Origin of the sequence: Dictyobacter alpinus (genome assembly GCF_003967575.1) — a bacterium.
In the GTDB taxonomy this organism is placed as follows: domain Bacteria; phylum Chloroflexota; class Ktedonobacteria; order Ktedonobacterales; family Ktedonobacteraceae; genus Dictyobacter; species Dictyobacter alpinus.
Genome location: NZ_BIFT01000001.1, coordinates 4,305,154 through 4,331,192 on the forward strand (window position 1 = coordinate 4,305,154; position 26,039 = coordinate 4,331,192).

The 26,039-nt window shown below is 48.5% G+C and carries 20 protein-coding genes; 12 read left to right on the forward strand and 8 right to left on the reverse strand.

All coding sequences use genetic code 11. The annotated features are described in order from the left end of the window. Positions 1-32 precede the first annotated feature (32 nt). The 3 genes from EL633_RS16975 to EL633_RS16985 all read left to right on the forward strand — a co-directional run bounded on the left by EL633_RS16975 (position 33) and on the right by EL633_RS16985 (position 3,502). Entirely contained in the window at positions 33-1,145 is a 1,113-nt protein-coding gene (locus EL633_RS16975) for a prefoldin domain-containing protein (protein ID WP_126628323.1), read from the forward strand. A 53-nt stretch (positions 1,146-1,198) separates the two neighbouring features. Continuing rightward, a complete protein-coding gene (locus EL633_RS16980) occupies positions 1,199-2,035 on the forward strand; it encodes an SDR family oxidoreductase (RefSeq protein WP_161982201.1) in 837 nt (278 codons plus the stop codon). A 93-nt stretch (positions 2,036-2,128) separates the two neighbouring features. Beyond that, complete coding sequence (locus EL633_RS16985; RefSeq protein ID WP_126628325.1) at positions 2,129-3,502, forward strand: MFS transporter; 1,374 nt, start codon at positions 2,129-2,131, stop codon at positions 3,500-3,502. A 183-nt stretch (positions 3,503-3,685) separates the two neighbouring features. Here EL633_RS16985 and EL633_RS16990 read toward each other — a convergent pair whose 3' ends face one another. Then, positions 3,686-4,822 carry a substrate-binding domain-containing protein gene (locus EL633_RS16990; RefSeq protein WP_126628326.1) on the reverse strand — a complete coding sequence of 379 codons (1,137 nt, stop codon included), beginning with the start codon at positions 4,820-4,822 and terminating at the stop codon, positions 3,686-3,688. A 555-nt stretch (positions 4,823-5,377) separates the two neighbouring features. Here EL633_RS16990 and EL633_RS16995 point away from each other — a divergent pair. The 5 genes from EL633_RS16995 (at position 5,378) to EL633_RS17015 (ending at position 15,481) form a co-directional block, all read left to right on the forward strand. Beyond that, complete coding sequence (locus tag EL633_RS16995; protein WP_126628327.1) at positions 5,378-8,113, forward strand: RICIN domain-containing protein; 2,736 nt, start codon at positions 5,378-5,380, stop codon at positions 8,111-8,113. Between the two features lie 265 nt (positions 8,114-8,378). Next, complete coding sequence (gene nifJ / locus EL633_RS17000; RefSeq protein ID WP_126628328.1) at positions 8,379-12,008, forward strand: pyruvate:ferredoxin (flavodoxin) oxidoreductase; 3,630 nt, start codon at positions 8,379-8,381, stop codon at positions 12,006-12,008. Positions 12,009-12,038: 30 nt separating this feature from the next. After that, entirely contained in the window at positions 12,039-13,052 is a 1,014-nt protein-coding gene (locus tag EL633_RS17005) for a dihydroorotate dehydrogenase-like protein (RefSeq protein WP_126628329.1), read from the forward strand. Between the two features lie 735 nt (positions 13,053-13,787). Continuing rightward, the gene (locus EL633_RS17010; protein ID WP_126628330.1) at positions 13,788-14,735 is read left to right on the forward strand and encodes an ABC transporter ATP-binding protein; all 948 of its coding nucleotides are present in this window, start codon (positions 13,788-13,790) and stop codon (positions 14,733-14,735) included. Further along, the gene (locus EL633_RS17015) at positions 14,735-15,481 is read left to right on the forward strand and encodes a hypothetical protein (RefSeq protein WP_126628331.1); all 747 of its coding nucleotides are present in this window, start codon (positions 14,735-14,737) and stop codon (positions 15,479-15,481) included. Before EL633_RS17010 ends, EL633_RS17015 begins: the two co-directional genes overlap by 1 nt. A gap of 177 nt (positions 15,482-15,658) precedes the next feature. Here the strand turns inward: EL633_RS17015 and EL633_RS17020 are convergent, their stop codons facing one another. Both EL633_RS17020 and EL633_RS17025 read right to left on the reverse strand, forming a co-directional pair. After that, complete coding sequence (locus tag EL633_RS17020; protein ID WP_161982202.1) at positions 15,659-16,066, reverse strand: VOC family protein; 408 nt, start codon at positions 16,064-16,066, stop codon at positions 15,659-15,661. Between the two features lie 149 nt (positions 16,067-16,215). Further along, the gene (locus tag EL633_RS17025; RefSeq protein ID WP_126628333.1) at positions 16,216-16,767 is read right to left on the reverse strand and encodes a TetR/AcrR family transcriptional regulator; all 552 of its coding nucleotides are present in this window, start codon (positions 16,765-16,767) and stop codon (positions 16,216-16,218) included. A gap of 479 nt (positions 16,768-17,246) precedes the next feature. On the opposite strand from EL633_RS17025, the gene EL633_RS17030 reads away from it, so the two are divergent. Beyond that, positions 17,247-18,851 (forward strand): serine/threonine protein kinase, encoded by a 1,605-nt coding sequence (locus tag EL633_RS17030; RefSeq protein ID WP_126628334.1) that lies wholly within the window; start codon positions 17,247-17,249, stop codon positions 18,849-18,851. 107 nt (positions 18,852-18,958) lie between these two features. Here EL633_RS17030 and EL633_RS17035 read toward each other — a convergent pair whose 3' ends face one another. After that, positions 18,959-19,465 carry a mycothiol transferase gene (locus EL633_RS17035; protein ID WP_126628335.1) on the reverse strand — a complete coding sequence of 169 codons (507 nt, stop codon included), beginning with the start codon at positions 19,463-19,465 and terminating at the stop codon, positions 18,959-18,961. A gap of 211 nt (positions 19,466-19,676) precedes the next feature. Continuing rightward, complete coding sequence (locus tag EL633_RS17040) at positions 19,677-19,988, reverse strand: Uma2 family endonuclease (RefSeq protein ID WP_161982203.1); 312 nt, start codon at positions 19,986-19,988, stop codon at positions 19,677-19,679. A gap of 202 nt (positions 19,989-20,190) precedes the next feature. Between EL633_RS17040 and EL633_RS17045 the strand changes: the two genes are divergently transcribed. Beyond that, positions 20,191-21,654 (forward strand): diacylglycerol/lipid kinase family protein, encoded by a 1,464-nt coding sequence (locus EL633_RS17045; RefSeq protein ID WP_126628337.1) that lies wholly within the window; start codon positions 20,191-20,193, stop codon positions 21,652-21,654. A gap of 167 nt (positions 21,655-21,821) precedes the next feature. Here EL633_RS17045 and EL633_RS17050 read toward each other — a convergent pair whose 3' ends face one another. Beyond that, complete coding sequence (locus tag EL633_RS17050) at positions 21,822-22,271, reverse strand: hypothetical protein (RefSeq protein ID WP_126628338.1); 450 nt, start codon at positions 22,269-22,271, stop codon at positions 21,822-21,824. A 354-nt stretch (positions 22,272-22,625) separates the two neighbouring features. Here EL633_RS17050 and EL633_RS17055 point away from each other — a divergent pair, with 354 nt between their 5' ends. After that, positions 22,626-23,222, forward strand: coding sequence for a Uma2 family endonuclease (locus EL633_RS17055; RefSeq protein ID WP_161982204.1), 597 nt, complete (start codon positions 22,626-22,628; stop codon positions 23,220-23,222). A gap of 79 nt (positions 23,223-23,301) precedes the next feature. Here the strand turns inward: EL633_RS17055 and EL633_RS17060 are convergent, their stop codons facing one another. After that, the gene (locus EL633_RS17060) at positions 23,302-23,709 is read right to left on the reverse strand and encodes a hypothetical protein (protein ID WP_126628340.1); all 408 of its coding nucleotides are present in this window, start codon (positions 23,707-23,709) and stop codon (positions 23,302-23,304) included. A 94-nt stretch (positions 23,710-23,803) separates the two neighbouring features. Next, entirely contained in the window at positions 23,804-24,220 is a 417-nt protein-coding gene (locus EL633_RS17065; RefSeq protein WP_126628341.1) for a winged helix-turn-helix transcriptional regulator, read from the reverse strand. 516 nt (positions 24,221-24,736) lie between these two features. Between EL633_RS17065 and EL633_RS17070 the strand changes: the two genes are divergently transcribed. After that, positions 24,737-25,975: an MFS transporter gene (locus EL633_RS17070; protein ID WP_126628342.1), complete on the forward strand. Its 1,239-nt coding sequence runs from the start codon at positions 24,737-24,739 to the stop codon at positions 25,973-25,975. Positions 25,976-26,039: the final 64 nt, after the last annotated feature.

A 26,039-nucleotide genomic window follows, 5' to 3' on the forward strand; every position in this document is an offset into this window, starting at 1 on the left:
TTTTGTAATTTATAGAGGCATATTGACTTACCATGAATAACATGAATATGCAACCATCGACGAACGATATTTTGATGCCTGAGCCGCGGTCAGCCCGGTCGCGCCAGTGGTTGGGGGCGCGGTTGTGGTATGGCTGGTCCTGCATCCCAGAACCCCCACCTGATGCGCCATTGATGCAGCGCGAAAAATTCCGTCGCGCTCGAATCGCCAGTATCTTACTTCTTATTCTCCAGATTTACGCTATTACTTCTTTACCTGCTGGCTTCTCTGGTACAAACAAATTTCTTGCGGTTCTGCTCTTTATTGCCATTGCTGTAAATTTTGTTGCTATGCTTTTGAACCGCAGTAACAAACTTACGCTGGCTGGTATCCTTATTGTGGTCAGCATCAGCATGACCCCAATTACTAACATCCTGACGACTCCTGAAGGTTTAAGCCTTTCAACGCTGCCACTCTTCGATTTGTTGGTAATCAGTCTGGTCATTTGTGCATCGGTTCTCCCTGGATACTATGTGTTCTTGTTCGCGTCTCTTAATAGTGCTTTTATTGCGTGGGGTATTCTAGCGATGCCGCACAAAGCTGATCTGACTGCCGCATTACAAACTTCTGGACCTGGACTTGTCTCTTTGCCGATCGCAATTCAGTTTGTGACGGCCTTTGTGGCCTTTATCTGGGTGCAAAGTGCATCCAAGGCCATTGTTCGTGCTGACCGGGCGGAACAGATTGCTCAGTTGGAGCATGATATCGCTGAATCACGGCAGCAGGTTGCGCAGCAGAAGGTGCAATTGGATGCCGCCATTCAAGAGATCACACATGCTCTGTTAAGTTCTAACAATGAGAGAAACTTCAGCAGGATCAGCACCCAGGGGAATCCGCTCTGGACAATTATTGGTCCAATCAATAATATCCTTGCGCGTATGGAGCGTATGCGGCACTCTGAACATGAATATCAACAAATATCAATGGAACTTGAGCAGTTGCTTGAAGCGGTCCGTGTGGCGCGAAGAAGTAACCAGCCATTACGTCCCCCTGCGTATGGTAATAGTGCCCGGTTAGGGATTTTGTATCAAGAAATTGCTAGCTTGCAGGCTCGAGATAACAGGCTGAAGAACAGCGGACTGTTGTCGCCATATGACCGCGGGTAGGCATACGTAGTGCTTATAATGCTTACCTGGATAATAGAGAAGGGAAAATAGAGGTGTCCACAATCCTTATTACCGGTGCGACCGGTACCGTAGGTCGTGAAGTTGCAAACGCATTGAACAAGAGCAATGTTCTTTTTAGGGTCACCACACGTCGATCTGAAGGAACCAATCATGAGCAAGAAGTCTACCTGGATTTTCGTCGTTCTGAAAGCTTTTTACCTGCGTTAGCCGGCGTGGAGAAGCTTTTTCTGGTTCGCCCATCAGATGTGGTTGATGTAGAAGAGACGTTTCTGCCTTTTGTGCAGGCTGCGCAAAAGCAGGGTGTGAGACAAATCACATTTCTTTCCGTGATGGGTGCTGAATACCAGCCTATGATTCCTCATGCGCGTATTGAGCGAGCGATAGCTGAGGCTGGTATCGCATATACTTTTCTGCGCCCGAGCTTCTTTATGCAAAATCTGGTTACTTCGCACCTCAATGAAATACAGCAGGAGCAGACACTTTATATACCTGCTGCCGATTCAAAGACGAGCTTGATTGATGTGCGTGACATTGGTGAAGTTGGCGCTAAAAGCCTTTTGGATGATCAATACTGGAATAAAGGCTATACCCTGACTGGCAGCGAAGCCCTTACGTACTATGACGTTGCACAAATCATGACAGAAGAACTGGGACGTCCGATCACATACGCGAATCCTACCCCTGAACAATTCAAAGCACACATGTTGAGCAAGCATGTGCCACCCGCTTTTGTGCAGGTCATGCTAGATGTCTATGGCATTGCCGCCGCAGGTCTGGTTGAAGCGGTTACCCCGGACCTTGCCATTATGTTGGGACATGCGCCAAAGACGGTACGCGACTTTGTACATGATTATCGTAACCAACTATAAAATTTCACTACGGATTGTTCCTCTACTCATTCAATTATGAATAGGTAGTATCTTTTTTTGCTATTTTTCTCGATTTGAAAGGACAAAGTAAGTATGTCTGAGTCACGTTTAACTGACGAAAGTACAACTTCACCAGCCGAATCTTTGCCTCCTGAAGCGCAAGTGTCAGCTTCAAAGTTGGCGGAGAATCAGTCTCCTCAGGTTGCTGAATCTTTGCACACCACAGATGTGGGAGAAAATCAGCCTCCACGGGTGAGTCTGGGCTTTCAATTGCTTCTCTCGCTGGCAAATATGGCGATGTGGTTAGCTATTATCCCATTGCAACAGATCCTCCAGCCTTTGCAGGTCTCAATTATTGATCCTGTCAACAAAGTATCGGGCCTTTCATTTGTGCTGGCAGTGACAGGTATCACGAGCGTTATCGCGCAGCCTGTCGTGGGAGCGCTCAGTGATCGCACAACCTTCCGTCTGGGTCGTCGTCGTACCTGGATCCTGGTCGGTATGATCTTTTCTGTACTCCTGTTATTATTGCAGGCCAATGCCCCCAGTATCCTTATCCTGGCAATTGAGGCCGGCATATATGGTTTTGCCATTGGCATGATCATGACACCGGTACTGACCATTATTCCAGACCGTGTGCCTTTAAGTCAGCGGGCTACAGCTTCAGCCTTTGTTGGACTGGCTCAACCTATAGGTATTGTTGTTGGTAGCATTCTTATCGCTGTCATTATCAAGTCTGTGCAAGGTTCATACTATGCTATCGCAGGTATCTTATTTGTAGCGGTAGCACTGTTTCTCTTTTTTGTACGTGAAGAGCCAGTTGCGAAAACAGATCTCCCAGCATTCAACCTCAAAGATTATTTGATTTCCTTCTTTGAGCCTCTGAAAGAGCGAGATTTTACCCTGACCTGGGTTGGACGTTTCCTGATTATTTTTGCGCAGATTCTCTTACTGGAATTTATGCTGTACTATCTTAAAGACGTCATTCATTATGAACGCCTTTTCCCCGGCCAGACTGCTGAGCAGGGTGTTTCTATGTTCCAGGTGATCAACACCGTTTTTGTGGTCATTTCTACGCTTGCCTCGGGTATCATTTCTGATAAGCTTCAGCGCCGCAAACCATTTGTAATCGCGGCCGGTTTGATTATGACCATTGCATTACTCCTGATCGCATTTACGCAATCCTGGATCCTGGTATTGGTAACCGCAGCTATTTTCGGCATTGGCTTTGGCATCTTCCTTTCAGCCGACGTTGCCCTGGCAACCCAGGTCTTACCCAAAAACCACAATCTGGGCAAAGATCTAGGACTGATCACGGCAGCCAATACCTTGCCACAACTCTTTATTCCGCTGGTATCGTTTCTTGCCTTCAACGTCTTGCAGGGATATCCAGCCCTTTTCAGCATTGCAGCCGTCTTCACAATCCTGGGCGCATTAGCAATCATCCCAATTCGTAGCGTACGCTAAAGTCCCCACAACCTGAATAGGTGTCATCAAGGCACCCATAACCCAAATAATAATGTTAGTGGCAAAAAATGTGCGCCGCACATTTTTTGCCACTAACATTATTATTAAAAGGTAAGTTCCCTTCAGGGAACGAGTGTGCCCTCCACTTATCATCCCAAGAGATATTGAGCTCAGATGACATCCTCAACGGAGATGAGGCCGTATCCATGTGATATTCCCGGACGCATCCTGACCGCTCATGAGCATATCAAGCATCGAAAACATCGCCTGCGTAATATCAACCGGATTAAACTCTAGCGCGGTTAGCTTACGTAAGTGACCAAATAAAATTGGCGAACCGGTGTTTCGCTGCGCGACAACCTTGAGCTCTTTGCCAACACGGATCTCTAATTCTTCTAACGCAGCCAGGGCTCCGTCGGCGATCAGGTCATCGCCAATAAATAAACCATCAGGTTTATGATTATTGTGTTCTCCAAACACTTCTTTGGCCAGGAGATAACCCTGCTCTTGCGCGGATAGTGCATTCATCGTCATAGGAAGATGAGGCTGACGCATAAATTCAGGATGATATGTCATCTTTTGTTCAAGCAATGTCTGGCGAAAACCAGTAAAGCCTGATATGTGCTCCATGTCAAGATGCGGCACCTCTCGGGGATTCCAGCCGGGAACATTAAAATAGGCGATATTTGGCATCCAGCAGGCCAGCCGTTTACAACCCTGGCGTATCAGTTCTCCTGCTGCCAGGCGTCCTGCTTCTTCCGAATCCATGACAACCAGCTGATCTCCACCACCCGCAAATGTGATGCATGGGAGGGGGGGATCCATATCTTTGCCAACTCCCTGTGTGTGTAGGCCTACCGCTAATATGCCATCAACCCTTCTGGTTTGCAACATATGCCTGACCTCTTCAGGCAAGGAATTTTTGGTGTCTGCGATCTGCGTCACAAGTTGAAATGTATATTTTTCATTTTTAAACCCCTCTCTCCTGTGTGCCTCTTGCTCGAGATGGAGCCATATTAAGGCCCAGAATGGAGAGAGTAACTCTGAAATCAATTTATCGGCCGCAAATAAGACGTGAATAGATTTTCGATGGATATTGGGCGAAACAAAAATCCCCAGACTGCGCTTGCGGTAGATGATCTGCTCCATTTCCAAATGGTCTAAGGCATCCCTTAAAGTGACGCTGGAGACAGCTAACTCTTTACATAGTGCGCTTACAGTGGGGAGTTGGGCTCCTGGTCCTCTTTCAAAGGCCAGTTTCCGTAAACTGTTACAGACCTCCTCTACACGCGTGTCGGCCCGCAATTGTCGTGGTGTCATAATGATCTTTCCTTTGCTTCCTCGCTAGCCTCTCACAGGAAAAAAACTTCTGCATTATATTAATATATATAATTTATAGGACTATATATTTTGGCATTATGCTTAGCATCTGTATCATTTTTCCTTTGAATCCTCCTCGATTTCCTGTTTGATGAGCTTATATGTGTCCTATTCTACGCTATAAGCATGTCAAATTAATCCAAAGGAGTGATATTCGTACCAAATATCCTACTAGAGCTTGACAGAAAAATCTCCTCTCCTTATACTTATATTAACATAAACAGAGAGGAATAATAAACTTATATATCTCTCTCTTATGGAAATTATCTCTTTTTTCTTCATTAAACACAATGTGTCTAGCGTTAATGCGACCACTATTCTTGCTTTGTTGTATTACCTGGTTCACTTTGTTGATAGGAGGTGATGGTACTTACAGAATTTTCTCACATGTACATGTTACAAAGCAATCTCTATCTGTATATTGCAATTGATGCAATGACGCAGATGCAGATGGCATCTAATCTACACTGATATCATATTAAGGAGGATCTGATTATGCACAATGGACGTGCAAAGTTTCAAAAGCCTGCTTTGCTGGTCGCCTTGTTGGTACTAGTAGGAGGCGCTCTCTTCTTTACCCTCAGGTTGCCTGCGCAAAATGCCCATGCGGCAGACGTCTCCAATAATTATAACTGGAAACAACTCAAGATTGGTGGTGGTGGTTGGATTACGGGTATCGTAGCGCAACCTACAACCCCTGGTCTTTTGTACGGTCGTGCTGATGTTGGTGGTTTATATCGATGGGATGAGACGACGAAGACATGGACCCAACTGTTCACTGCCAGTTCCGTGCCCAATCCCACTGCTACGGACTACAATGTGGAGAGTGTTGCGGTCAGTAAAACCAATAGCCAGCTCGTCTATGCGGCCGTGGGCATGACCTACAATTTCACGACCGATACTCCCTCCGGTCGTATCCTCAAGAGCACTGATCGAGGGCGCACCTGGACCGATAATGGTCAGCGCTGGAAAATTGCCGGCAATGCTGATAATCGTCAGGAGAGTGAGCGCCTGGTCATCGATCCTAATAATGAGAATATTGTCTACTTCGGTTCGCGCAACATGGGACTCTGGCGCACGACCGACGGTGGCAATACCTGGTCTCAGATCTCTACCAATCAGGTGCCTGTTGTCTATAAACAGGGCGATAATAGTCCTGCTGGCATCAAATTTGTGGTTTTTGATCCAACCAGTGGTACCTCCAATGGTGCGACAAATATCATCTATGCCGGTGTCGCCGGTTCGGGTGTCTATCAATCCAAAGATGGTGGTAATTCCTGGAGCAATATCTACCCTACGAACAGTGATATTGAGGCTGCTGACGTGGGTAGTGATGGCAATGCCTACTTCTCGATCACCGATGGCCATCTACAACGTTTTACTCCTTCCTCAAATACCTGGAAGGATGTCAGCCCAAGCGGTAATCCGAACTACCTGACGGTAGCTGTTGATCCCTTTGACCCAAAACGCTTGATTGTCGGCACAAGTCCGGTTACTGGCGGACACCTCTATCGCACCACAAATGGAGGCGATAGCTGGAATGCCATCGATGTTTCCCTGACCTCCGCTGACATTCCCTGGGTGACAAATAGTGATGAAAAGAACTGGTTGAGCGTGGGCAATATTATCTTCGATCCACAGGTTCGTGATCGTCTCTGGTTTGGGCAAGGTGTTGGTGTCTGGCGCGCCGATGGTCTCAGCGGCTCGTCGCTTACCTTCGACTTTGTCAGCAACGGTATTGAAGAGATGGTTGCGAACGATATTATCGCTCCACCAGGTGGTCAACCTGTCAACGCAAACTGGGATCGTCAGGGCTTCTACCATGCGAATCCTGATCAGTATCCCCAGAAAGAACTGACAAACGATAAGTTCTCTAGTGGATGGAATCTAGATTACAGTGGTAAGAATCCGCAGTTCCTGGTTGCTACCATCTCTGATCACCGTTTCCTGAATCCAGATTATAGTGGCTATTCAACTGATGGTGGAAAGACCTGGACTCCTTTTAGCGCGCAAAGCACTGCAAATGATCGTTTTGCGGGCGATATCGCGGTCTCGGCGACTGATACCAATAATATTGTCTGGCTGCCAACCTATGGTCGTAATCCTTATGTTTCGACTGATCGTGGTGCTAGCTGGCATGAGGTTACCTCTTTCAATGGCGTAACAGGTTTACATGTACAGTATTATCTTAATCAGCTGAAACTGCTGGCTTCTGATAAAGTCGATGGGACCTTCTATCTCTATAGTTCGAGTGGTGCTTTTTATCGCTCAAGCAATAGTGGTCAGAATTGGGAAAAGACAGCCAGTGCTCCAGCTGGCGGCAGTGATGGCTGGGTCTTCAGCCAGATTCACGCGGTTCCTGATCATGCTGGCAGTGTCTGGTCCTCAACGGCACAGGGTGGTCTCGCCTATACTGAAGATAAAGGTGATACCTGGACAAAGGTCAGTGCGGTACAGGAATCCCATTCATTTGGCTTCGGTGCAGCTCTGCCCGGATCTTCTTATCCAACCGTCTATGCCAATGCCAAAATTAACGATAAGTGGGGCATCTGGCGTTCCAGTGACAAAGGAGCTACCTGGGATCTGGTCTCGACCGCTCCCCTTGGTCTCTATGACAATGTCACCGTGGTTAACGGTGATATGAACATAGCGGGACGCGTCTATGTGGGCTTTGGTGGCAATGGTTTTGTCTATGGTGACACATCATCCGGGCCTGGCACACCAACCCCGACCTCAACACCAGTATCCAATCCAACCTCAACGCCGGTGCAAAATCCGACACCGACGCCAACTGGATCACAACCTATAGCCAATGGCAACTACAAATTGATCAACCACTTCAGTAATCTTGCGGTGGACGATCCGGCCGGAGGTGGTGCTGGTACACATCTCGTGCAATGGGCCGATAACAATGGCAATAATCAGCACTGGAACTTTACGGCTGTTAGTGGGAACTATTATAAGATCACCAATACTGGCAATGGCCTGTCGCTTGACGTCGATGGGGCCTCAACGAGCGATGGAGCGGCCGTGTTATTGCAATCTTACACCGGGGCTGACAATCAGCTCTGGCAAGTGGTGAAAACCGATAATGGTTACTATGACATCATCAACAAGAAGAGCGGTAAGCTTTTAAATGTTGATAGCTGGTCGACGGATAATGGTGCCGCTATTATCCAATACTCCCACACAGGTGGTTCCAATGAGGAATGGACACCAACCAGGGTGTAATTCCGCTATTCTTAAATAGTAGCACAGCATAAATAGTTTGCTCTGCCTATGGTACATACCGTAGGTAGAGCATAATTTATGTTGTGTCCTGTCCTCCTCCTATCATCATTGAAACGATAGTCCTGTTGTTGCTGCCGTGATTGCATTGAGAGATCGGGTTGTGCGGCTGTGATGATAGTGTGATAATAAAAAGCTATGCTTGCTTCATAAAGCCAGAAAAGATCGCAACAGTGCGTGTGCAGAAAACTGGAAAGGAAGTAAGAGCATGGAACGTCAATGGGCCATGATTGATGGCAATGAGGCGGTCGCGAAAGTTGCTCATGCCTTAAGTGAGGTCATCGCTATTTATCCTATCACTCCATCAACGCCCATGGGTGAGTTTGCTGATAGCTGGTCAGCCAGCGGACAGGCAAATCTCTGGGGAACTATCCCGTTGGTGATGGAAATGCAGTCGGAAGGTGGGGCGGCGGGAACACTACATGGAACGCTGCAAACAGGCGCCCTGGCTACCACATTTACCGCCTCCCAGGGCCTGTTACTGATGATCCCAAATATGTATAAGATCGCGGGCGAACTGACTCCGGTCGTTTTTCACGTTGCGGCCCGCTCCCTTGCGGCCCAGGGACTCTCTATCTTTGGCGATCACTCAGATGTGATGGCTGTGCGCTCGACTGGCTTTGCACTCTTGTCCTCCAATTCTGTGCAGGAAGCGCAGGATCTGGCATTGATAGCCCATGCCTCCACACTCAAGGCGCGTATTCCGTTTCTGCATTTTTTTGATGGTTTTCGCACTTCGCATGAGATCGATAAAATCGAACTCATCGATCATGAGGATATACGGGCGCTGATCGACGATTCGCTGGTCCAGGCTCATCGCCAGCGTGCCCTTTCTCCCGAGCATCCCGTTATTCGGGGTACGGCCCAGAATCCAGACACGTATTTCCAGGCACGCGAGAGTGTCAATAGTTTCTATCAAGAGTGCCCGGCTATTGTACAGCGCGCCATGGATGCCTTTGCGACTCAGACGGGACGGCAGTATCATCTTTTCGATTATGCGGGAGCCATGGATGCCGAGCGCGTGATTGTGATGATGGGATCAGGAGCCGAGACCGCGCAGGCTACCGTAGATTATTTATGCGCGCAAGGCGAGAAGGTCGGAGTCTTGAAAGTGCGGCTGTTCAGACCATTCTCGGTCCAGCATCTGCTCCAGACGCTTCCCGCTACGGTCAGGAATATTGCCGTTTTAGATCGCACCAAAGAACCGGGCAGCGCAGGCGAGCCTCTCTATCTTGACGTGATCACTGCTTTGCATGAGGGATGGACCGGAGCCAGCTTTCCTCGTGTCATTGGTGGGCGCTATGGACTTTCATCCAAGGAGTTCACGCCCGCCATGGTTAAGGGCATCTATGACGAAATGCTTTGTGAGCAGCCTCAGAGGCATTTTACCATCGGAATTCATGATGATGTGACCATGACCAGCCTGGATTATGATCCTGCCTTTGTGCTTGAAGATACTGGTTTAGTCCAGTGTCTCTTCTGGGGATTGGGCTCTGATGGAACGGTGGGCGCGAATAAGAACTCGATTAAAATCATTGGTGAAGAGACGCCCAACTTTGCCCAGGGATACTTTGTCTATGATTCAAAAAAGTCCGGCTCAGTGACTATCTCGCATCTGCGTTTCGGCTCCCGTCCATTCTCGGCTCCTTATCTGATTGGCGATGGGCAGGCCGATTTTGTGGCCTGTCACCAGTTTGCCTTTCTAGAAAGATTTGATGTGTTAAAGCACATCAAGGCAGGCGGCGTCTTCCTCCTTGATAGCAGGTATGCTGCCGACGAGGTATGGAACTTCTTGCCGCAAGAGGTGCAGCAAGTGCTACGCGACAAGCAGGTTCGTTTCTATGTGATTGATGCGCACAAGGTTGCCGCCAGCGTTGGGATGGGAGGGCGCATCAATACTATTATGCAGACATGTTTCTTTGCTATCAGTGGTATTTTGCCACGGGAGCAATCGATTACACAGATCAAGCGCAGTATTCAGAAAACTTATGGTAAGCGCGGAGAAGCTGTGGTTCAAAAGAACTACCAGGCCGTAGATGAGACCCTGGTGCATCTGCATGAGGTCCCCCTGCCTGTAGAAGCCTCTCTGGCGGTAGAAGAGAAGCTGCCATTAGCCTCTTCAGTAGGAACTATACCCGAAGTTCAGCCGCAACGCCGGCATGCTGTGGCCTTACCTATGCTCACGCGGCGGCCGCCCGTACCAGCAGAGGCCCCTGACTTTGTACGTAGCGTGCTTGGACCGATGATTGCTGGAGAAGGAGATAGCCTGCCGGTGAGTGCGCTTCCCTGTGATGGAACCTATCCTGTTGGGACGGCTCGTTGGGAGAAGCGCAACATCGCCTTAGAGATTCCTGCCTGGGATCCAGATATATGTATCCAATGTGGCAAATGTGTTATGGTCTGCCCGCACGCAGTTATCCGCATGAAAGTGTATGATCCAGCAGCCCTCAAAGACGCGCCTGCCAGCTTCCAGGCGACAGATGCTCGCTTTAAAGAGTTTCCTGACATGAAATATACCTTGCAGGTTGCACCAGAAGATTGTACCGGCTGTGGCTTATGCGTCGAGGCCTGTCCTGTGAAGGATAAACACCAGGTTGGCCACAAGGCAATCAACATGGTTCCACAGCCGCCGCTGCGCGAGCAGGAAAAAGTCAATTGGGACTACTTCCTTACACTGCCCGAGGTCGATGATACTCACCTGAACGTGGGCGCGATCAAAAATTCGCAGCTCTTGCAACCCCTCTTCGAGTTTTCCGGTGCCTGCTCAGGATGTGGTGAGACCCCCTATATCAAGTTCGTCACGCAACTCTTTGGTGATCATATGATTGTTGCCAATGCCACAGGTTGTTCCTCGATCTATGGTGGCAATCTACCGACAACGCCATGGACGTCAAATGCCGAGGGCTATGGTCCAGCCTGGTCGAACTCGCTGTTTGAAGATAACGCCGAGTTTGGCCTGGGGATGCGCCTATCGCTCGACAAACAGAGCGAATATGCCTCTGAACTTCTTTTAAAACATGAAGAGAGTCTGGGCAAAGAACTGGTACAGGATCTATTGCACGCTGATCAGTCACATCCGGCCGGTATTCGCGCTCAACGTGGGCGGGTAGCAATGCTCAAACAACGCCTGCCACAAAACGGACAGGCTAGCGCAGAGGTTCGGCAACTATTGAGCCTGGCCGATAACTTGATTCGCAAAAGTGTCTGGATCATCGGTGGCGATGGCTGGGCATACGATATTGGCTATGGTGGTCTGGATCATATCCTGGCATCCGGGCGCAATGTAAATATTCTGGTTCTGGATACAGAAGTGTACTCCAATACAGGTGGACAGGCATCCAAGGCCACACCCAGGGCTGCGCTGGCCAAATTTGCGGCGCAGGGTAAGGGAACGCCGAAGAAAGATCTGGGTATGCTGGCCATGGCCTATGGACATGTCTATGTGGCGCGCATTGCCATGGGCGCCAATGATCAACAGACGCTACGAGCCATTCTGGAAGCTGAAGCGTACGATGGACCATCGCTGCTAATCGCTTATAGCCATTGTATCGCGCATGGAATTGATATGCGCAAAGGCCTTGAGCAACAAAAGCTCGCCGTACAGACTGGCTACTGGCCGCTCTATCGCTATAATCCAGCGCTACTTACTGAAGGAAAAAATCCGTTCATGATGGACTCTAAAGAGCCGTCACTGCCGCTTGAGCGCTATATCTACAATGAGGCGCGCTACCGGATGTTGGTTCAGAGTAATGAGGAACGGGCCGGAAAACTACTACAACTGGCGCAAAAAGATGTGCAAGAAAGCTGGAGCCGCTATCACCAGATGGAAACTGAGTAGTATTTTCTTGCAAAGAAGAGAGGAAAGTATATGACACAGCTTGATTTGCACACAACGTATCTGGGCCTTAACCTGAAAAATCCTCTGGTTGCCTCTGCTTCGCCGTTGTCAAAGAAGCTTGATACTGTTAAGCGACTGGAAGACGCAGGGGCAGCCGCTCTGGTGATGTATTCGCTCTTCGAGGAACAAATCACTCATGAGAGCTATGAATTGGATCATTATCTTACCCGTGGCACCGATACCTATGCAGAAGCTTTGAGCTATTTTCCAGACCTGGAACACTATAATAATAAAGGGCCTGAGGCCTATCTGGAACATCTAGCACGCGTGAAGGCGGCGGTGGATATTCCGGTAATTGCTAGCTTGAATGGTATCTCTACGGGTGGCTGGCTTGAGTATGCACGCAAGATTGAGCAGGCCGGCGCTGATGCGCTGGAACTCAATATCTATTATATGCCAACGCATCTGACCGTCAGCAGTGCGCAGTTAGAAGAGAATTATATTCAGCTTGTCAGAGATGTAAGGTCCATTGTATGGCTGCCGCTGGCGGTCAAACTGAGTCCATTTTTTACGGCGTTGCCAAACTTTGCCATGCGTCTCGTCGATGCAGGTGCCGATGCCCTGGTGCTTTTCAATCGTTTCTATCAGCCCGACCTCGATCTGGAGACGCTTGAGGTTGTTCCCAGCCTGGAATTAAGCACATCCAGTGAACTCCGGATGCCGTTGCGCTGGATCGCCCTGCTTTATGGACGCATCCAGGCCGATTTCGCCCTCACCAGTGGAGTGCACACGGCACAGGATGTACTCAAAGCCATGATGGCGGGTGCGAATGTTGCCATGATGGCATCGGAGCTACTTGCACACGGTAGTGGCAGGCTAACGCAGATCCTATTCGACATACACACCTGGATGGTTGAGCACGAATATGAATCGATCCAGCAAATGATAGGCAGCATGAGCCAGCGCGGAGTAGTAGAACCTGGCGCGTTTGAGCGTGCGAATTATATGAAAGTACTGAATTCCTTTGACGAAAAGTTAATCTAACCACTCTGTAGCGCGCTAAAACCACGATGTTACGGTATGACATGGACTCATCTGTTATTTGATACAGGTGAGTCCATTTTACATTGGGAATATGCATATTTCCCACTTCACCACAAGCCAGGGTCACAGACGTGAGGGGCCAGAATCAATATTTTGTATATGGGTGTCAGGTTATAAAGTTTAAAAAGAGCTATATACGGGTGCCATGCATTTTTTGCAGCGGCAAGTGCCGAATAGGAGCCTCCCCCGAGAAATGCAACGTAGCTGCGACCCTCGGCGGTCGCTTGCCACCCGCCGCAGCGTGGTGGCCTGGTATCCGGCCGGTTCGGCTCCTCCAACGCTATCACCTCCAGCAGAGAGAGTTCCCCCGCGATACCACTGGGTGAGACCATCCATGGGGAGGTTCCTTTTGGATACCGCGTGAGGCAACGAGTCAGCCTGGAAGGAACAGGATTGCTGGGATACGGGGCCACTACGCTGCGGCGGGTGGCAAACGGCCGCTGAGGGCCGTAACTACGGGGACGTGGTCGTGATGAGAGGAGGGATCGCTGGGGTATGGTTTTTCTTCTTATGGCTGCGCTGGCAAAAAAATGAGGTGCACCTGCTATATACCTGGTAATGGACAATATATTGATTTTTATGTTAATATTGCTATGTATGGTTATATTTGAGTACTTAAAAAGATAATCAATATAATTAATGCATGGACAGTAGAGTTAGCTTAGAAGGTTTTATATGTACGCTATAGAATGTCTTGAATTGACAAAGGTGTATAAATCCCTCTCCGCTTTGCAAAATCTGACGCTTCGTGTTGAGTATGGCACGTCTTTTGGCTTACTTGGTGAAAACGGTGCGGGTAAATCGACACTTGTGCGTCTGATCATGGGATTTATTTTTCCTACCTCGGGTCAATTGCGTGTGCTTGGTCAGGAGCATGTGGCACTGGCTCATGCGAAGATCGGATATGTCCATGAACGGCCAATTTTTGATCCCCATGTCTCTGGTAAGAGATACCTCATACATTTAAGTCGTCTGACTGGCATCCGAGGCGTGGATGGGGTAAAGTGTGTTGATGAGATGTTAAGGCGCGTGAATTTACAGGATGTGGCCAACCGCTCGATTGGTACCTATTCAAAAGGCATGCAGCAGCGACTGGCGCTTGCTCAGGCACTCTTAGCAGATCCTGAATTACTTATCCTTGATGAACCGACCAGTGGTCTGGATCCTCGCAGCCAATGGGAGATCCGTCAAATTATTCAGGGATTGCGTCAAGAAGGTAAGACGATACTTATTTGTTCACACTACCTGTCGGAAGTAGAGGCATTGTGTGATGCTATCGCTATTATGGATAAGGGCCGGGTCAAGCTTTCTGGTAGTGTCAATGACCTGCTGCAATCCAAACAGGTGGTCGAAATTGTGCTGGCAGAGCACTTGAGCGCCTGCGACGTTGTGTCTTCACTTGCTATTCCTGAAGAATATATTGTTACCATGCAAGCGCATACATTCGAGATCCAGGCCAGAGCACAAAGCATCGTGTTGGACAAAATCGTTCAAGGGCATATTCCTCTTATCTCGTTAAACCCTTTGAATCAATCGCTAGAAGATCTCTATGTACACGCGACAGATCAGGAAGCCAGCAGTATACCCCCTCATTCGCTGTCAAACGCAGGAGGAGCCTCGTAATGCAGACGCAAGTTCAGAAGGAATATAAATTCAAACGGATGTTTACATCTCCCAGCCTGGAAATAGCCCGCTTTACTCTTTATAACTATGTGCGTAGTGGATGGATCTTATTCGATATCGTGCTGGTCTGGCTTATTTTTGCCACATTTTTTTATGCCTACAGTGTAAGAGCCAGCGAATTTTTTGGTATAGCAACTCCCTCTATGGTGGTAGAGACAATTTTAGGTACCGTGATTATGGTACGCCGTGCAATGAGACCGAGCATCTATCTTCCACTTTCCCGCCTTTCCTCCCGTTCTCCATACCTCTATGGAGTAATGATCGCGACCGGTATTTTACGGATTCCCTTATATCTGTTATTACTGTTGCTGATAGTGATCAGACAGAATTTTATCGATATGAACTGGGACCTTTTTTTGAGTGGCTCCCTGGGTTTGCTACTGATCTGTATCTTATGTGCCCTCCTGGTTGTTGCGCTTTCAAAGCCGATCGCAACGCGTTTGACTTTGATTATTTTTTTAGCCTGGATCGTCCTCGCATTATATAGTAGAACGCTTAATAGCCCGCAGTTTCTCACGGTCTTCCAGGTGCCATTACAGCCAATTGCTATGTGTTATCAATTTGCTGTGCAAGGAGAGATTACTGGCTGGGATTGGTTTTGGGCTGCTATTATCATCCTCTATATGGTTGCTACGATTTTCATCGCGCGCTACGCTTTTTCACGCCGAGATATACATCTTATATAGAACATTGTGCACGATCATTTTTGACGTTCCGCTTCGATAAAGCCATAGCGCTCCGTTTGAGTCTGCCGACTGGTAATTGCTGCCATGCGGACCGCTTGTTGGCGAATTGCGGTGAGAGATTGATGTAGGCCACCTTCATTTTGTCAGAAATACACCAATCTCCTCTTTTATGTATTATTAACGGGCTGTATTAGGCTGCGGTGTGAGATAGAATTCCCAGGCGATGCCGTCAGGATCATAGAAACTGATGTAGCTGGTATGCGTCATCTGGTCCTCTTCTATACCATGATTGGGTATATTATGCTGATTGAGTGTTTGCAATAAACTGTTTAGATCTTCCTTATCGGAAATGGCTAGTGCGAGATGATCGAGTCCAATCCGGTATGGATCAAAACGATCTTCAGGCGCGGTATGGGCATCGTCGCCGATGAGTGCGATGGCTAATCCCTGGACATTGACGAGTATGCGGCCAGGGATTTCTAGCAATAGAGGAAAATGGAGCGTATCCACATAGAAGGACTTTGCCCGAGCTAGATTGCTGACGCGTAAGGCTAGATGCCCTAAGGGATATGATGTTGGATGCATTTCTTTACCTTTCTTACTCAAGTGACATTCTTTTATTGTTTGTAAGTAGTTACAAACTAAAATCGTAAAAAAAAGAGAACACTCAGATGCTACAATCATCTGGAACATATTGTTTGTAAGTACTTCTAAACCACCAATGCAAAAAAAATTCAGGACTCTTTATGAGTATTCGGAAGTTGTTGTTCCGAAAGCATGCTCAGGTCAGAAATCCCAATCGCCATCAGAATCATTGAAAACATGCTGTAAGCAAAGAAGGTCTGCACTTCTTGCGGCATATTCACTTGCTGTGAAACGTAGGTATACATTTCACGAAAGCGTTGATTGATGATGCGCTGAATATCTTCATCATGGCAGGCTACATATGCCTGGAGCAGCAGCAAAAGTTCATCCCGGGATACCGCGCTCTTCATTGCCGCCTGAATAGCCTCAAGTGGATGAACTGGATGGTTCTCCAGCACGGATCGGTACAATGTCATTACGTGGGTATGGACATGCTCAACGACAGCTAGAAACAACTCTTTCTTGGTGCCAAAGAGCCGAAAGATGTAAGTTTCTGAAATGCCAGCATGCTCAGCAATGGTCAGTGTTGAGGCTCCATGCAGGCCATACGTTGCAAAGACAGGAAGTGCCACCTCCAAAATATGCTCACGTCGCTCCTGGGCAGACAGACGTGTAGTGGACTCCGAGCGTTTCCTTTTCATGTTATTAGTATGTACTTACAAATAATATTTGTCAAGGTGAATCTATGCTTTGTTGGTTGTTTCGCAGAACCAGAGAGCCACTTGATCAACTGATGTGTCACCTCAAAAGAGGTTGGTTTATTGAAAAATAGTATCCAGCGGGTTGATTAATAATGCATATCTGTTCATAGCTTATAATGTTGTTTCATTGTGTAGCTTCGTGCTGCTGCTCTAACCTGCTGTTACCCTATGGTGTAGGGCACCTGTTCTGTGATATATAGTGGTAATTTTTGAGCAAAGAAGGCATAGAATCGCATATTGATAAAGCGTTAGCAAGAAAGGGCTTCTTGCTATAGTTAATATCCGTTGTGTCGATAAAAGCAAAAATAGAGCTTAGACTATTTACTATCTTTTCCTAATACTGTGATCATATATTCAATTCTATCAGATTATAAGGTATACTAAAAGAAAGCGTGTAGTAAGAAACTAAGGGTGCAATCGTGTCTGATACAAGTACACCAGAGCAACACAATGTACGATTATTGGGACGGCATGGATCGACAATTGCCTATTGTGAGCCGTTACCTCGCTCGGGGCGCGAGGTAGTTCTCAAAATATGTTTTACGCCATTTATGACCCCCGAGCAACTACAGCAAATTTATCAGCATATATGTCAGGAAGTTAATCGTCGTCAAAAAATAAAACATCCGAATGTATTAAATCCACTAAAAGTTCGTAAAACCTGGCAGGGCATGGTTTTTGTTAGTTTATATGCTCCCGCTGGTTCTTTACAACAATTTCTTGGTAAGCCAATGGCGCCGGCGCGTGCGCTGGCTATTATTCGTCAGATTGGTGAAGGGCTACAAGCTGCTCATGAGCAGAAGATTGTGCATGGCAATCTGATGCCCAATAATGTTTTATTTCTGCGCTGTGAGGCAGAGAAAGAGGAGGTTAGAGAGGGACTGCTTATTAAGACTGCGGCGCGTGATCACGTGGCGATTACTGATTTTTATCTGCCATCGCTGGTCTCGTTAGATACTATGAATCGTGACAATGAGCATCCGCAACTGCGGCATTATATGGCGCCTGAACAATTTCGAGGCGAGCGTAGTGTGCTGGCTGATCAATATGCATTGGCCGCCATCGCGTACGAATTGCTGACGGGCCAGACTCCTTTTGCCGGTTCAGCGCGTAAGACTCTGCGCCATAAGCACGAAAACTCGCTGCCAGTTGCTCCCAATGTCCTGAATACAGCAGTGCCAGCCACTATCTCGCAAGCTATTATCAAGGCGTTGGCTAAAAATCCCACCCAGCGTTTTGCTTCGGTCCAGGATTTTATAGAGGCGCTTGAAACCTCTGACCTGATGGCTATTAAGTCACCTGACCTGACGGCTATTAAGGCACGGGTTGAGACAAAGAAATCGCTCTTACCAGTTCTTTTGCTGGAGGAGAGTCCTGTCAAACTGCCGGAAAGCTTGTTCCGACCGCAGTTGACGCGCAAGCGTTTGTTGCTGGCGGCCATGCTTTTCGTTTTGCTCATAGCAACGAGCACCTTTTATCTTTCAGGTGTATCTACCCCTCTTTTAAATGGTAAACCTGCCAGGTTGCCAGTTGTCTTTCATCCAACTGTAACGCAGCAAGTGGATATCGAGACGCCTGCCAAACCAACCATGAGCGTTACATCAACACCAACGAATCTCCGTTTGAAGGCGGTGCCTACTCCTACGCGTGCGCCTATAGTCGCAACTCCTACTCCTGTGCCCATAGCAACAACTCCTCCACAGGTTACACCTACCAGTATCGCGGTCGTGCCTGCTGTTGGCCCTGCTACCGTCAAACCAATCCTTGAATGTGTGCAACCAAACGGATCAGGAGGATACATGGCCCGGTTTGGTTATATCAATACCGGAAGTAGTGGTGTGAGTATTCCCGTGGGTCCAGACAATATGATTTTTCCGACGCAATATAGTAGTTCACTACCCACGTATTTCGCGCCGGGGCAGAATGATGACGCCATGGAAGTGTTTGTCTCCGGCAATGGTGTCGCTGCCTGGATGATTAATCGCACCTCGGCAACGGCGTTACCTTATGCGCCGCAATGTTAATTGTATATGCATATAAAATAAAAGGGACCACCTTTACGCAGAAAGGCGGTCCCCATCTATAGTGAATTTCGTCAGGCTTGATCAGGCTCCTCTATTGCCCCGGATGGTTACTTGCGATTACTCAGTAATCCCCGTACATAGGCGGCCTGTCCGGCATGTTGAAGGTCGTCAGTAATCACACTGACTAGCCGTGCCTCCAGGGTTACGGGCGGGTCCCAGCGCGTATCGACTACTTTAGCGTAGTCTTCATCCTTGAGGCTCTGGAGATAGTTGACGGTGGCCGTATGGACCGCATCATAGTAGCCGAGCAACAAGTCCGCACTCGTCTTTACCGCGGCAACTTCATTGCTGCTATGACCGTAGCCCGTGTCATCGGCTCCCAGTGATAATGCGAAGCGCTGTGACCATCCCGTGTGCCAGACTTGCTTTGTATGCGCTACGTCAGCGATATGGTCGTCTTGTACGCGAGTTAAGTGCCACACGAGCCAGCCAATCGAGTTTGCCGTTCCATTCGGACGGAAAGCCAGATCTTCCTGACTAAGATCCTTGAGTACCTGATGAACAACTTCCTGAATGCGTCCGAACGCATCAACGAGCAATGTATTTGCTACCATTTTTTTTCTCCTATATCATCATTTATCATTATGGGTATTTTTTCGTTTCGCCTGTCTGCGTGTTGCCTGGAGATCCATTCCTCGGTAAAGTGTATCAACGGCGAACTGAATATTGAGATGTTCGAGCCTGGCAGTGCCGCCAGGTCCATATGTGCGCAATTTCCATCCATCATCTTCAGGGTGGTATACCTCAATCCATATACTGAGGGAATCAACGAGGGTGAAGAATGGAATTGTCGAGTGTATGATCGCTGTCTTCACAACTCACACTTAAATCAGGATAGACATAGTAAGACGCTGACAACTCCAGGCGGATATCAGAATTATAAGTCCAGCAAGAGCTATTTTCTAAAGCCCGTTCCAAGATCGATCCCAGTCTTGAACTAAGCGCAGAATGGTAGGTACTTCTACCCGCAAGCATCCTGACTTCTCCATCGAGATATTCATAGTGTGCATCCTGGCTGTTATTATGGAGTGCCAGATAGTCTTCTCTACTCATGAATAGATACTCTGGAAGCGCCATAGTTGCTCCTTTAATGCTGCTACTTGCTGATATAATGGCCCTGCTCTTCAGCATATCATATTTTTATACCTACTGTTTATAGCTTCGCTGCACGCTTGAGTAGGGTGGTGCTGCCGAGTAGGCCCCTTTGAAACTGAGCACGTTTCTAGCGCGTATCCGTTTCAAGGATCAGTTATTGCTTTGTAGAACGGGAAAGAAACACATGGGAAACAAAAATGCTTGTATCATCGTTGATCTTAGATCAGGGGAACATCTGGTACACGTTCCTGAGATCGTGACCGTGTTAGCCGCTGCGGGCTGGAAAACCGAGATCGCCCTGAAGGAGTATGGGGGCGAGACGCTGCAACTGGCACAGAAGGCCGCCAAAAAGGACTATGAGCTCGTGATTGGCTATGGGGGCGATGGCACCTTGAATGCCCTGCTCAAGGGTACCATGTATGCCCAGGGGAAAGGTACCATTGCAGATATACCAGGAGGCACCTTCAACGTATGGGCAAAGGCCATCGAGATGCCGGAAGATCCCGTAAAAGCTGCTCTGGCCCTGGTGGATAGCGAACCCCGCAGCCTTGATCTCGGCCATTTTGAGGCAACCGGTCTGACCCCTATCAAAGATGCCAGAGACGCCCGGCAAGCAGCTTCCAATGGGAAAAAATCGAAAAAGTCAAAGGAATCGACCGACACCAGGCACTATTTCTTGCTAAACGTTGGCTTTGGCCTGGATGCCACAATGATGGCGCATATGTCCAAACCGCTAAAGTATCGTGTTGGACCGCTGGCCTTTGACCTTGCCGCCGCGAAAGAGCTTCCCAGCCAGCGCCCGTTTCCCGTGGAACTGCAGCAGACAGACGACAAGGGCCGTGTCATCGATCGCTGGCGTGGAGATGTCTGGGAAGCATATGTCAGCAAAGTGCCACTCTTCGCGGGAGCGGTCAACATAGAACCAGGTTCGCGCGCCGATGATGGATTGCTCTATGTCACATTGATTACCGCTAACGGACCGCTAAAGACGGTCGGACAGGCCGTTTCATTACTTACGCAGCACAAGCCAGACAGAAATATCACCACCTATTTCCACGGCACCCATTTTTCGCTGCGCCTCCCCGCCTCGATCGACATCCAGGTGGACGGGAGTACGGTCGAACCCGAAGATCTTCTATTGGAAGCGGACCAGCGTGCCTTGCAGCAAACCAACGATCCAGAACAGATGCTGGTCGATTATCACTTCGATGCCAGACCACAGGCGCTGCACGTCGCCGTTCCCCGCACCTATGCTGGCCCACTGTTTGAGAAAACAGCGCAGCCAGGAAACAGCGTACCCCAGGAACACCTTCCGCTCGCTAAACCGCAGCCAGCGCACGCGCAGAGCGAGGAGCACACCCCAGGTCGGCATAAACCAGCCTATAACATAGAAGTTATTGGAAGTATTGCACATCAAGGCAAGCAGCCAACCATCATTGTCGCCGGCAAATTCAAAAAGCCAGATACCGACGAGGTCCAGGTTCTCGCGGTGCGCATCAACAAGCGCACACAGGTACTCAACAACGCCGGGGAGCCCATACCACCCGCAAAGCTCCTCGAACTACAAGAGGGCCAGACCATCCTGGCCGAAGGAGAGAAAACGAAGCGCAGCGTCATCAAAGCCACGAGCGTAAGGCTAGCCAACTAAAACGGTTACTGTGAGCCCGAAACTTCTTCGTCACTCACAGTGAATAGCACCGCCTGGCAATGATTCGGCTGTAAATTCCAATAAAACATAAAATAAAGGCGTCTCAACTGGCTTTTAGCCTGCGTTTGAGACGCTTCGCTTAATAACTGGTTTCTGATGGAGAGAGCCTATTTGAAAACGATAACAATCGTATAAACTATCCCTAGTAGTGCAATAAGAAGATTTACCACTGCCCAAATATCATGGGCATGAATTTTCAAGAGAAGCTTATGGTTTTTTTCATATTCCTCACGTGTAGTTCTATGCGTATCTCGGACTTTGAGTTCGGGAATAAATTCGTCTAATTGTCGAAAGAGTTGGGCTAGCATATGGTCATGCCATGCACACTTTTGGCTCAGTTTTGCGCTCGCAATCATGCCAAATATGCCAAGTATGATTAGCGTCAATGCTAGCGTGAGTGCATTTTTATTAAATCCCATCTGTGCTAAAGCACCCTGGATTGCTGCTGCTACGACGAAAACAACTCCTGTTATAGCTGCGCGCTGATCTTCGTGATGTCTACGTTGAGAATATCTCTGGTCTATAAATCTTAACAGTACTTCGACAGCCTCATTCATTTCTATCATCTCCAAGTCTCGACGACATCTTTTTATCAATATAAACGCATCAATATGGAAAAATATCAAAAACTCATCATCGCTGGTATCGTATCATTAGATTTAGAGGATAGATCATAACTTATATGTAGTATTTGATTGATGATATTTTTGATTCAATATATATCTAAAGAGGGATCAGGCAGGTGAAAAGATAACATTTGAAGCTTTAAAAAATAATTTATGCGCCTCTCGTTATTGAACCTGGAGAGAGATTTTCAGCTCATCGACTGCAGATAAGAGCGGGGCATATTGATCACTATGGTATACTTTGGGTGTTGCGATAGATGGCGAGAATGGAAAGGAGCTATGGTGGTGGCGATAAATCCCCAACATGAAAATGGAAGTAGTTCTCTTCATGGTATTCCTGTGACGGAAGAAGGTTTTGAGCAGCTGATCAGCCTTGAAGGTCCGTATCGGTATGAATTTATTGCTGGGGTTATGTATGATATGACTGGATCTTCTCCAGAACATGCTGATATTAGCTCAAACCTTGAATACCTGCTGAAAGAGCAACTGGGAAGAAGTGGGCCGTGTCGTGTCTATCGAGAGCAGTACGTGTTTATTCCAGGCCAGCCATCAGTGGTGCCTGACGTTGTTGTCACCTGTGATGTTGGTGATCGAGATAAAGAAAAACGCATGCGACCCTTCAAAATCCGTTCCCCACTGATTGCGATCGAAGTTCTTTCCCCCAGTACTGAGGCCTATGATCGAGTCGAGAAGTTTGCTCGCTATCAACACTCTCCCACACTGGAAGTTTATATACTTGTCAGCCAGGATGAAAAGCATGTTGAGATGTACCGCAGAGCAACTGGTTGGGTACAAGAGCGTTTCCAGGAAGATCAAATGATTGAACTGGACCAGTTGGACTTAGAACTGCCGTTAAGTTCAATTTATGAAGGTGTATTATAAAGGTCAAGCAATCTGCGCAATGGGAAGCCTATCTTCTGTTTACTTTCCATTGCGCGCGACGTTGGTGTAGTATTTCATCTTAACCATTTGTGAGGCGTTTGTCTTCTATATGTACAATCCTCAAGGAGTGGGCGTCCTGGTCACGATTTCCTCTACCGAGTAGCCCAATCATGAAATCAGGAGAGTTTGGATTGGTGAGGTCCTCAGGGGAGACGTAGTTGAGCATATCGGGATGATGTCCAGTGACAATCCAGCCACCAGGCGAGTTTGGGAGGGAAATGATGTCAAAGTCGCCAGCTGGAGTTCCTGCAACGACAGGTCCCCATTTGGACATGATCTGATGAGCTTGTGCGGCCATATCTGTTTCTGGCTCCATTAAGATCAAACAGGTATTATGCTCAAACAGGACCCAACTTTTCTGATCACCTTGAATAATGGTGCGCCAGAGGGTAACACGAGGGTCAATCTCTTGCTGGTTTCCATCCATCGGGAGTTTCCTTTCCACTATCGTTTGAACTTTGGGTCACTGGCAAATAACAGTGCCGTACAAACCTGTATGCGGTTTTTTCAAACTCTTAGCGCTATCGCTGTTGAACACGGCTAGCGGTTTCTTCCTGGATCGGTGAATGATCACTCTGATCATAGGCTATACGGGCCTGGGAGACCTCTTGCAAATGTTCGTATGCCCAGTTCTGAAGTATGTGCACGGGTTCAACCAGTGTTTGTCCCAGCGGCGTGAGAGAATATTCGACGACTGGAGGCACGGCGGGATGGACGACACGCTGGATCAGGCCATTGCGTTCCATTGCCCGCAATGTCTGCGTGAGCATCTTAGTCGAAATACCATCGATACGTTTGAGTAGCTGGCTGAACCGCAGCGTACCTTCTTCCAATGCATAGACAATCAAGGGCGTCCACTCATCAGCAATCAATCGGAGGGTTTGCCGCGACAAGCAGTCGGAGCGGAAAATATCAGGTGATTGTTTTTTTGTTCCCATGAGGTAAGTCTATCACTTTTTGGTACAATCTTACAAGATGCCTGTTTTTCAACTATAGTAACTATCAGTGTTTTTCATTGCTATAAGTGTGATCTCCTCACATCGTACTTTTTTCAGACCTGGAGACCGGGGCATTGAGGGGACTGGTATCCATTGACACCAATGCCGTCTCCATGCTATTATCCGGATGATGAGTAAAAGATATCTATTCCCCTCAGGCGGTGTGAAACCGCTTTTGACCACATAAGCCCGGCACTTTCGGCTTACGTGGCTATTTGTGAATAGCGACCTCCTCACGCGCAGCGCTGATCGCGTTGGTGCGAGGATATGCGTTGCCTTCATTCTGAGATGTATCTCAGCCCCGTATTGATTGAACCCCTCCTGTGTTTCCGGGCTCCTTTTGCTTTCTTCCTTTCTCGCAGAAATACGTCGAACGAAAGGATGTTTCATGGTCATTACTAGCTTCAACCACCGGAAGATTGAGTCTATTTACCATAGAGAAAGCGACCAGAATGTATGGACACAAAAGTCACTCCTCAACAGCCCGTTTCCCTTTGGCGCAATCGTGATTATCTTTTGCTCTGGTTCGGCAATGCTGTTTCCTCGCTCGGTACTTCATGCACGCAGTTCGCGTTTCCACTGCTCATCGTGGGACTGACGCATTCGATCGCTGCTGCCGGGCTGGCGTATAGCCTGGGCCAGCTTCCCTACGTCCTCCTGAGCCTCCCCGCCGGATCGCTGGTGGATCGCTGGCCGCGCAAACGCGTGATGCTGCTCTCTACCTTCTGCTTGATGATGTGCGTGGCGAGCATTCCCCTGGTGCTGTTCCTGACCAGCGGACCACTGCGGCTGCTTCTCCTCTACGCCATTGCCTTTGGCGTGGGAGCCACTTCGCTTTTCTATGAGCTGGCTGGATTTGCAGCACTAACATGGATCGTGCCAAAGAGCCAGCTCCCCACAGCAATCGCACAGAACGAGGTGATCGTTGGCTCGAGCGCGCTTGTTGGACCCGCCCTGGGCAGCTTGCTCTTTAGCATCAGCAGGCTGCTCCCGTTCGTCACAGACGCGCTTTCCTCTCTGATCTTGCTCAGCTCATTGCTCTCGATCCGCTCGCCCATGCAAGATGAACGGAGGACGGAGCGTCACCACCTGCTCTTAGAAGTGCGCGAGGGACTCACCTGGCTGTGGGGGCATGAGATCGTGCGCTCGATCTTCCTGATTTCCAGCTATGTCAACCTTGCTATAACAGCCGGCGTGCTTCTCGTCCTGGCCATTGTACAACAGCAGCATATCCCGTCCGTGCTCTACGGTCTGATCGGAGCATGTGGCGGCGTCGGGAACCTGCTCGGCGCGGCACTCTGCCCGCTGCTGCTTCGGCGCATACGCATGGATCTCACGCTTCGCTGTGCCCTGATCGTGTTCGTGGTGCTCTTCCCTCTCTATGGCTTCATTACGACGCCACTGCTGTTGGGAGCCTTATACGCTGCCATCGCTCTCTCTGACTCGATCCGTGCGATCTTCATGGATAGTTATCGCTTCGCTGTCGTCCCAGATGCCCTGCAAGGCCGCGTCAATAGCATCTATCGCCTGCTCTTGTTCAGCGTCCTCACCATCGGCTCCTCCGCACTCGGGCTGAGCCTGGAGCATCTGGGCATTTTGCCGACCGTAGGCATTGTGTGGAGTGGCCTGCTTCTGATCACCGGATTTCTGTTTCTCTCTCGGCACATGCGGCAAGCGACATTCCCACAAGCGTAAATTCCAGCGAAAGAAATCCGAGCGCAAATGGAAATTCGTTATCTTTTGGGGTTTGGGCAGGAAC

Bases quoted from the DNA above. Each gene is read 5' to 3' on its own strand.
- EL633_RS17020 (WP_161982202.1), bottom strand. From the start codon at position 16,066: ATGCATCCAACATCATATCCCTTAGGGCATCTAGCCTTACGCGTCAGC.
- nifJ (WP_126628328.1), top strand. From the start codon at position 8,379: ATGGAACGTCAATGGGCCATGATTGATGGCAATGAGGCGGTCGCGAAA.
- EL633_RS16975 (WP_126628323.1), top strand. From the start codon at position 33: ATGAATAACATGAATATGCAACCATCGACGAACGATATTTTGATGCCT.
- EL633_RS17010 (WP_126628330.1), top strand. From the start codon at position 13,788: ATGTACGCTATAGAATGTCTTGAATTGACAAAGGTGTATAAATCCCTC.
- EL633_RS17060 (WP_126628340.1), bottom strand. From the start codon at position 23,709: ATGGATGGAAACCAGCAAGAGATTGACCCTCGTGTTACCCTCTGGCGC.
- EL633_RS16995 (WP_126628327.1), top strand. From the start codon at position 5,378: ATGCACAATGGACGTGCAAAGTTTCAAAAGCCTGCTTTGCTGGTCGCC.
- EL633_RS17065 (WP_126628341.1), bottom strand. From the start codon at position 24,220: ATGGGAACAAAAAAACAATCACCTGATATTTTCCGCTCCGACTGCTTG.
- EL633_RS17005 (WP_126628329.1), top strand. From the start codon at position 12,039: ATGACACAGCTTGATTTGCACACAACGTATCTGGGCCTTAACCTGAAA.
- EL633_RS17015 (WP_126628331.1), top strand. From the start codon at position 14,735: ATGCAGACGCAAGTTCAGAAGGAATATAAATTCAAACGGATGTTTACA.
- EL633_RS17070 (WP_126628342.1), top strand. From the start codon at position 24,737: ATGGACACAAAAGTCACTCCTCAACAGCCCGTTTCCCTTTGGCGCAAT.
- EL633_RS16990 (WP_126628326.1), bottom strand. From the start codon at position 4,822: ATGACACCACGACAATTGCGGGCCGACACGCGTGTAGAGGAGGTCTGT.
- EL633_RS17040 (WP_161982203.1), bottom strand. From the start codon at position 19,988: ATGGCGCTTCCAGAGTATCTATTCATGAGTAGAGAAGACTATCTGGCA.
- EL633_RS17045 (WP_126628337.1), top strand. From the start codon at position 20,191: ATGGGAAACAAAAATGCTTGTATCATCGTTGATCTTAGATCAGGGGAA.
- EL633_RS16985 (WP_126628325.1), top strand. From the start codon at position 2,129: ATGTCTGAGTCACGTTTAACTGACGAAAGTACAACTTCACCAGCCGAA.
- EL633_RS17025 (WP_126628333.1), bottom strand. From the start codon at position 16,767: ATGAAAAGGAAACGCTCGGAGTCCACTACACGTCTGTCTGCCCAGGAG.
- EL633_RS17035 (WP_126628335.1), bottom strand. From the start codon at position 19,465: ATGGTAGCAAATACATTGCTCGTTGATGCGTTCGGACGCATTCAGGAA.
- EL633_RS17050 (WP_126628338.1), bottom strand. From the start codon at position 22,271: ATGAATGAGGCTGTCGAAGTACTGTTAAGATTTATAGACCAGAGATAT.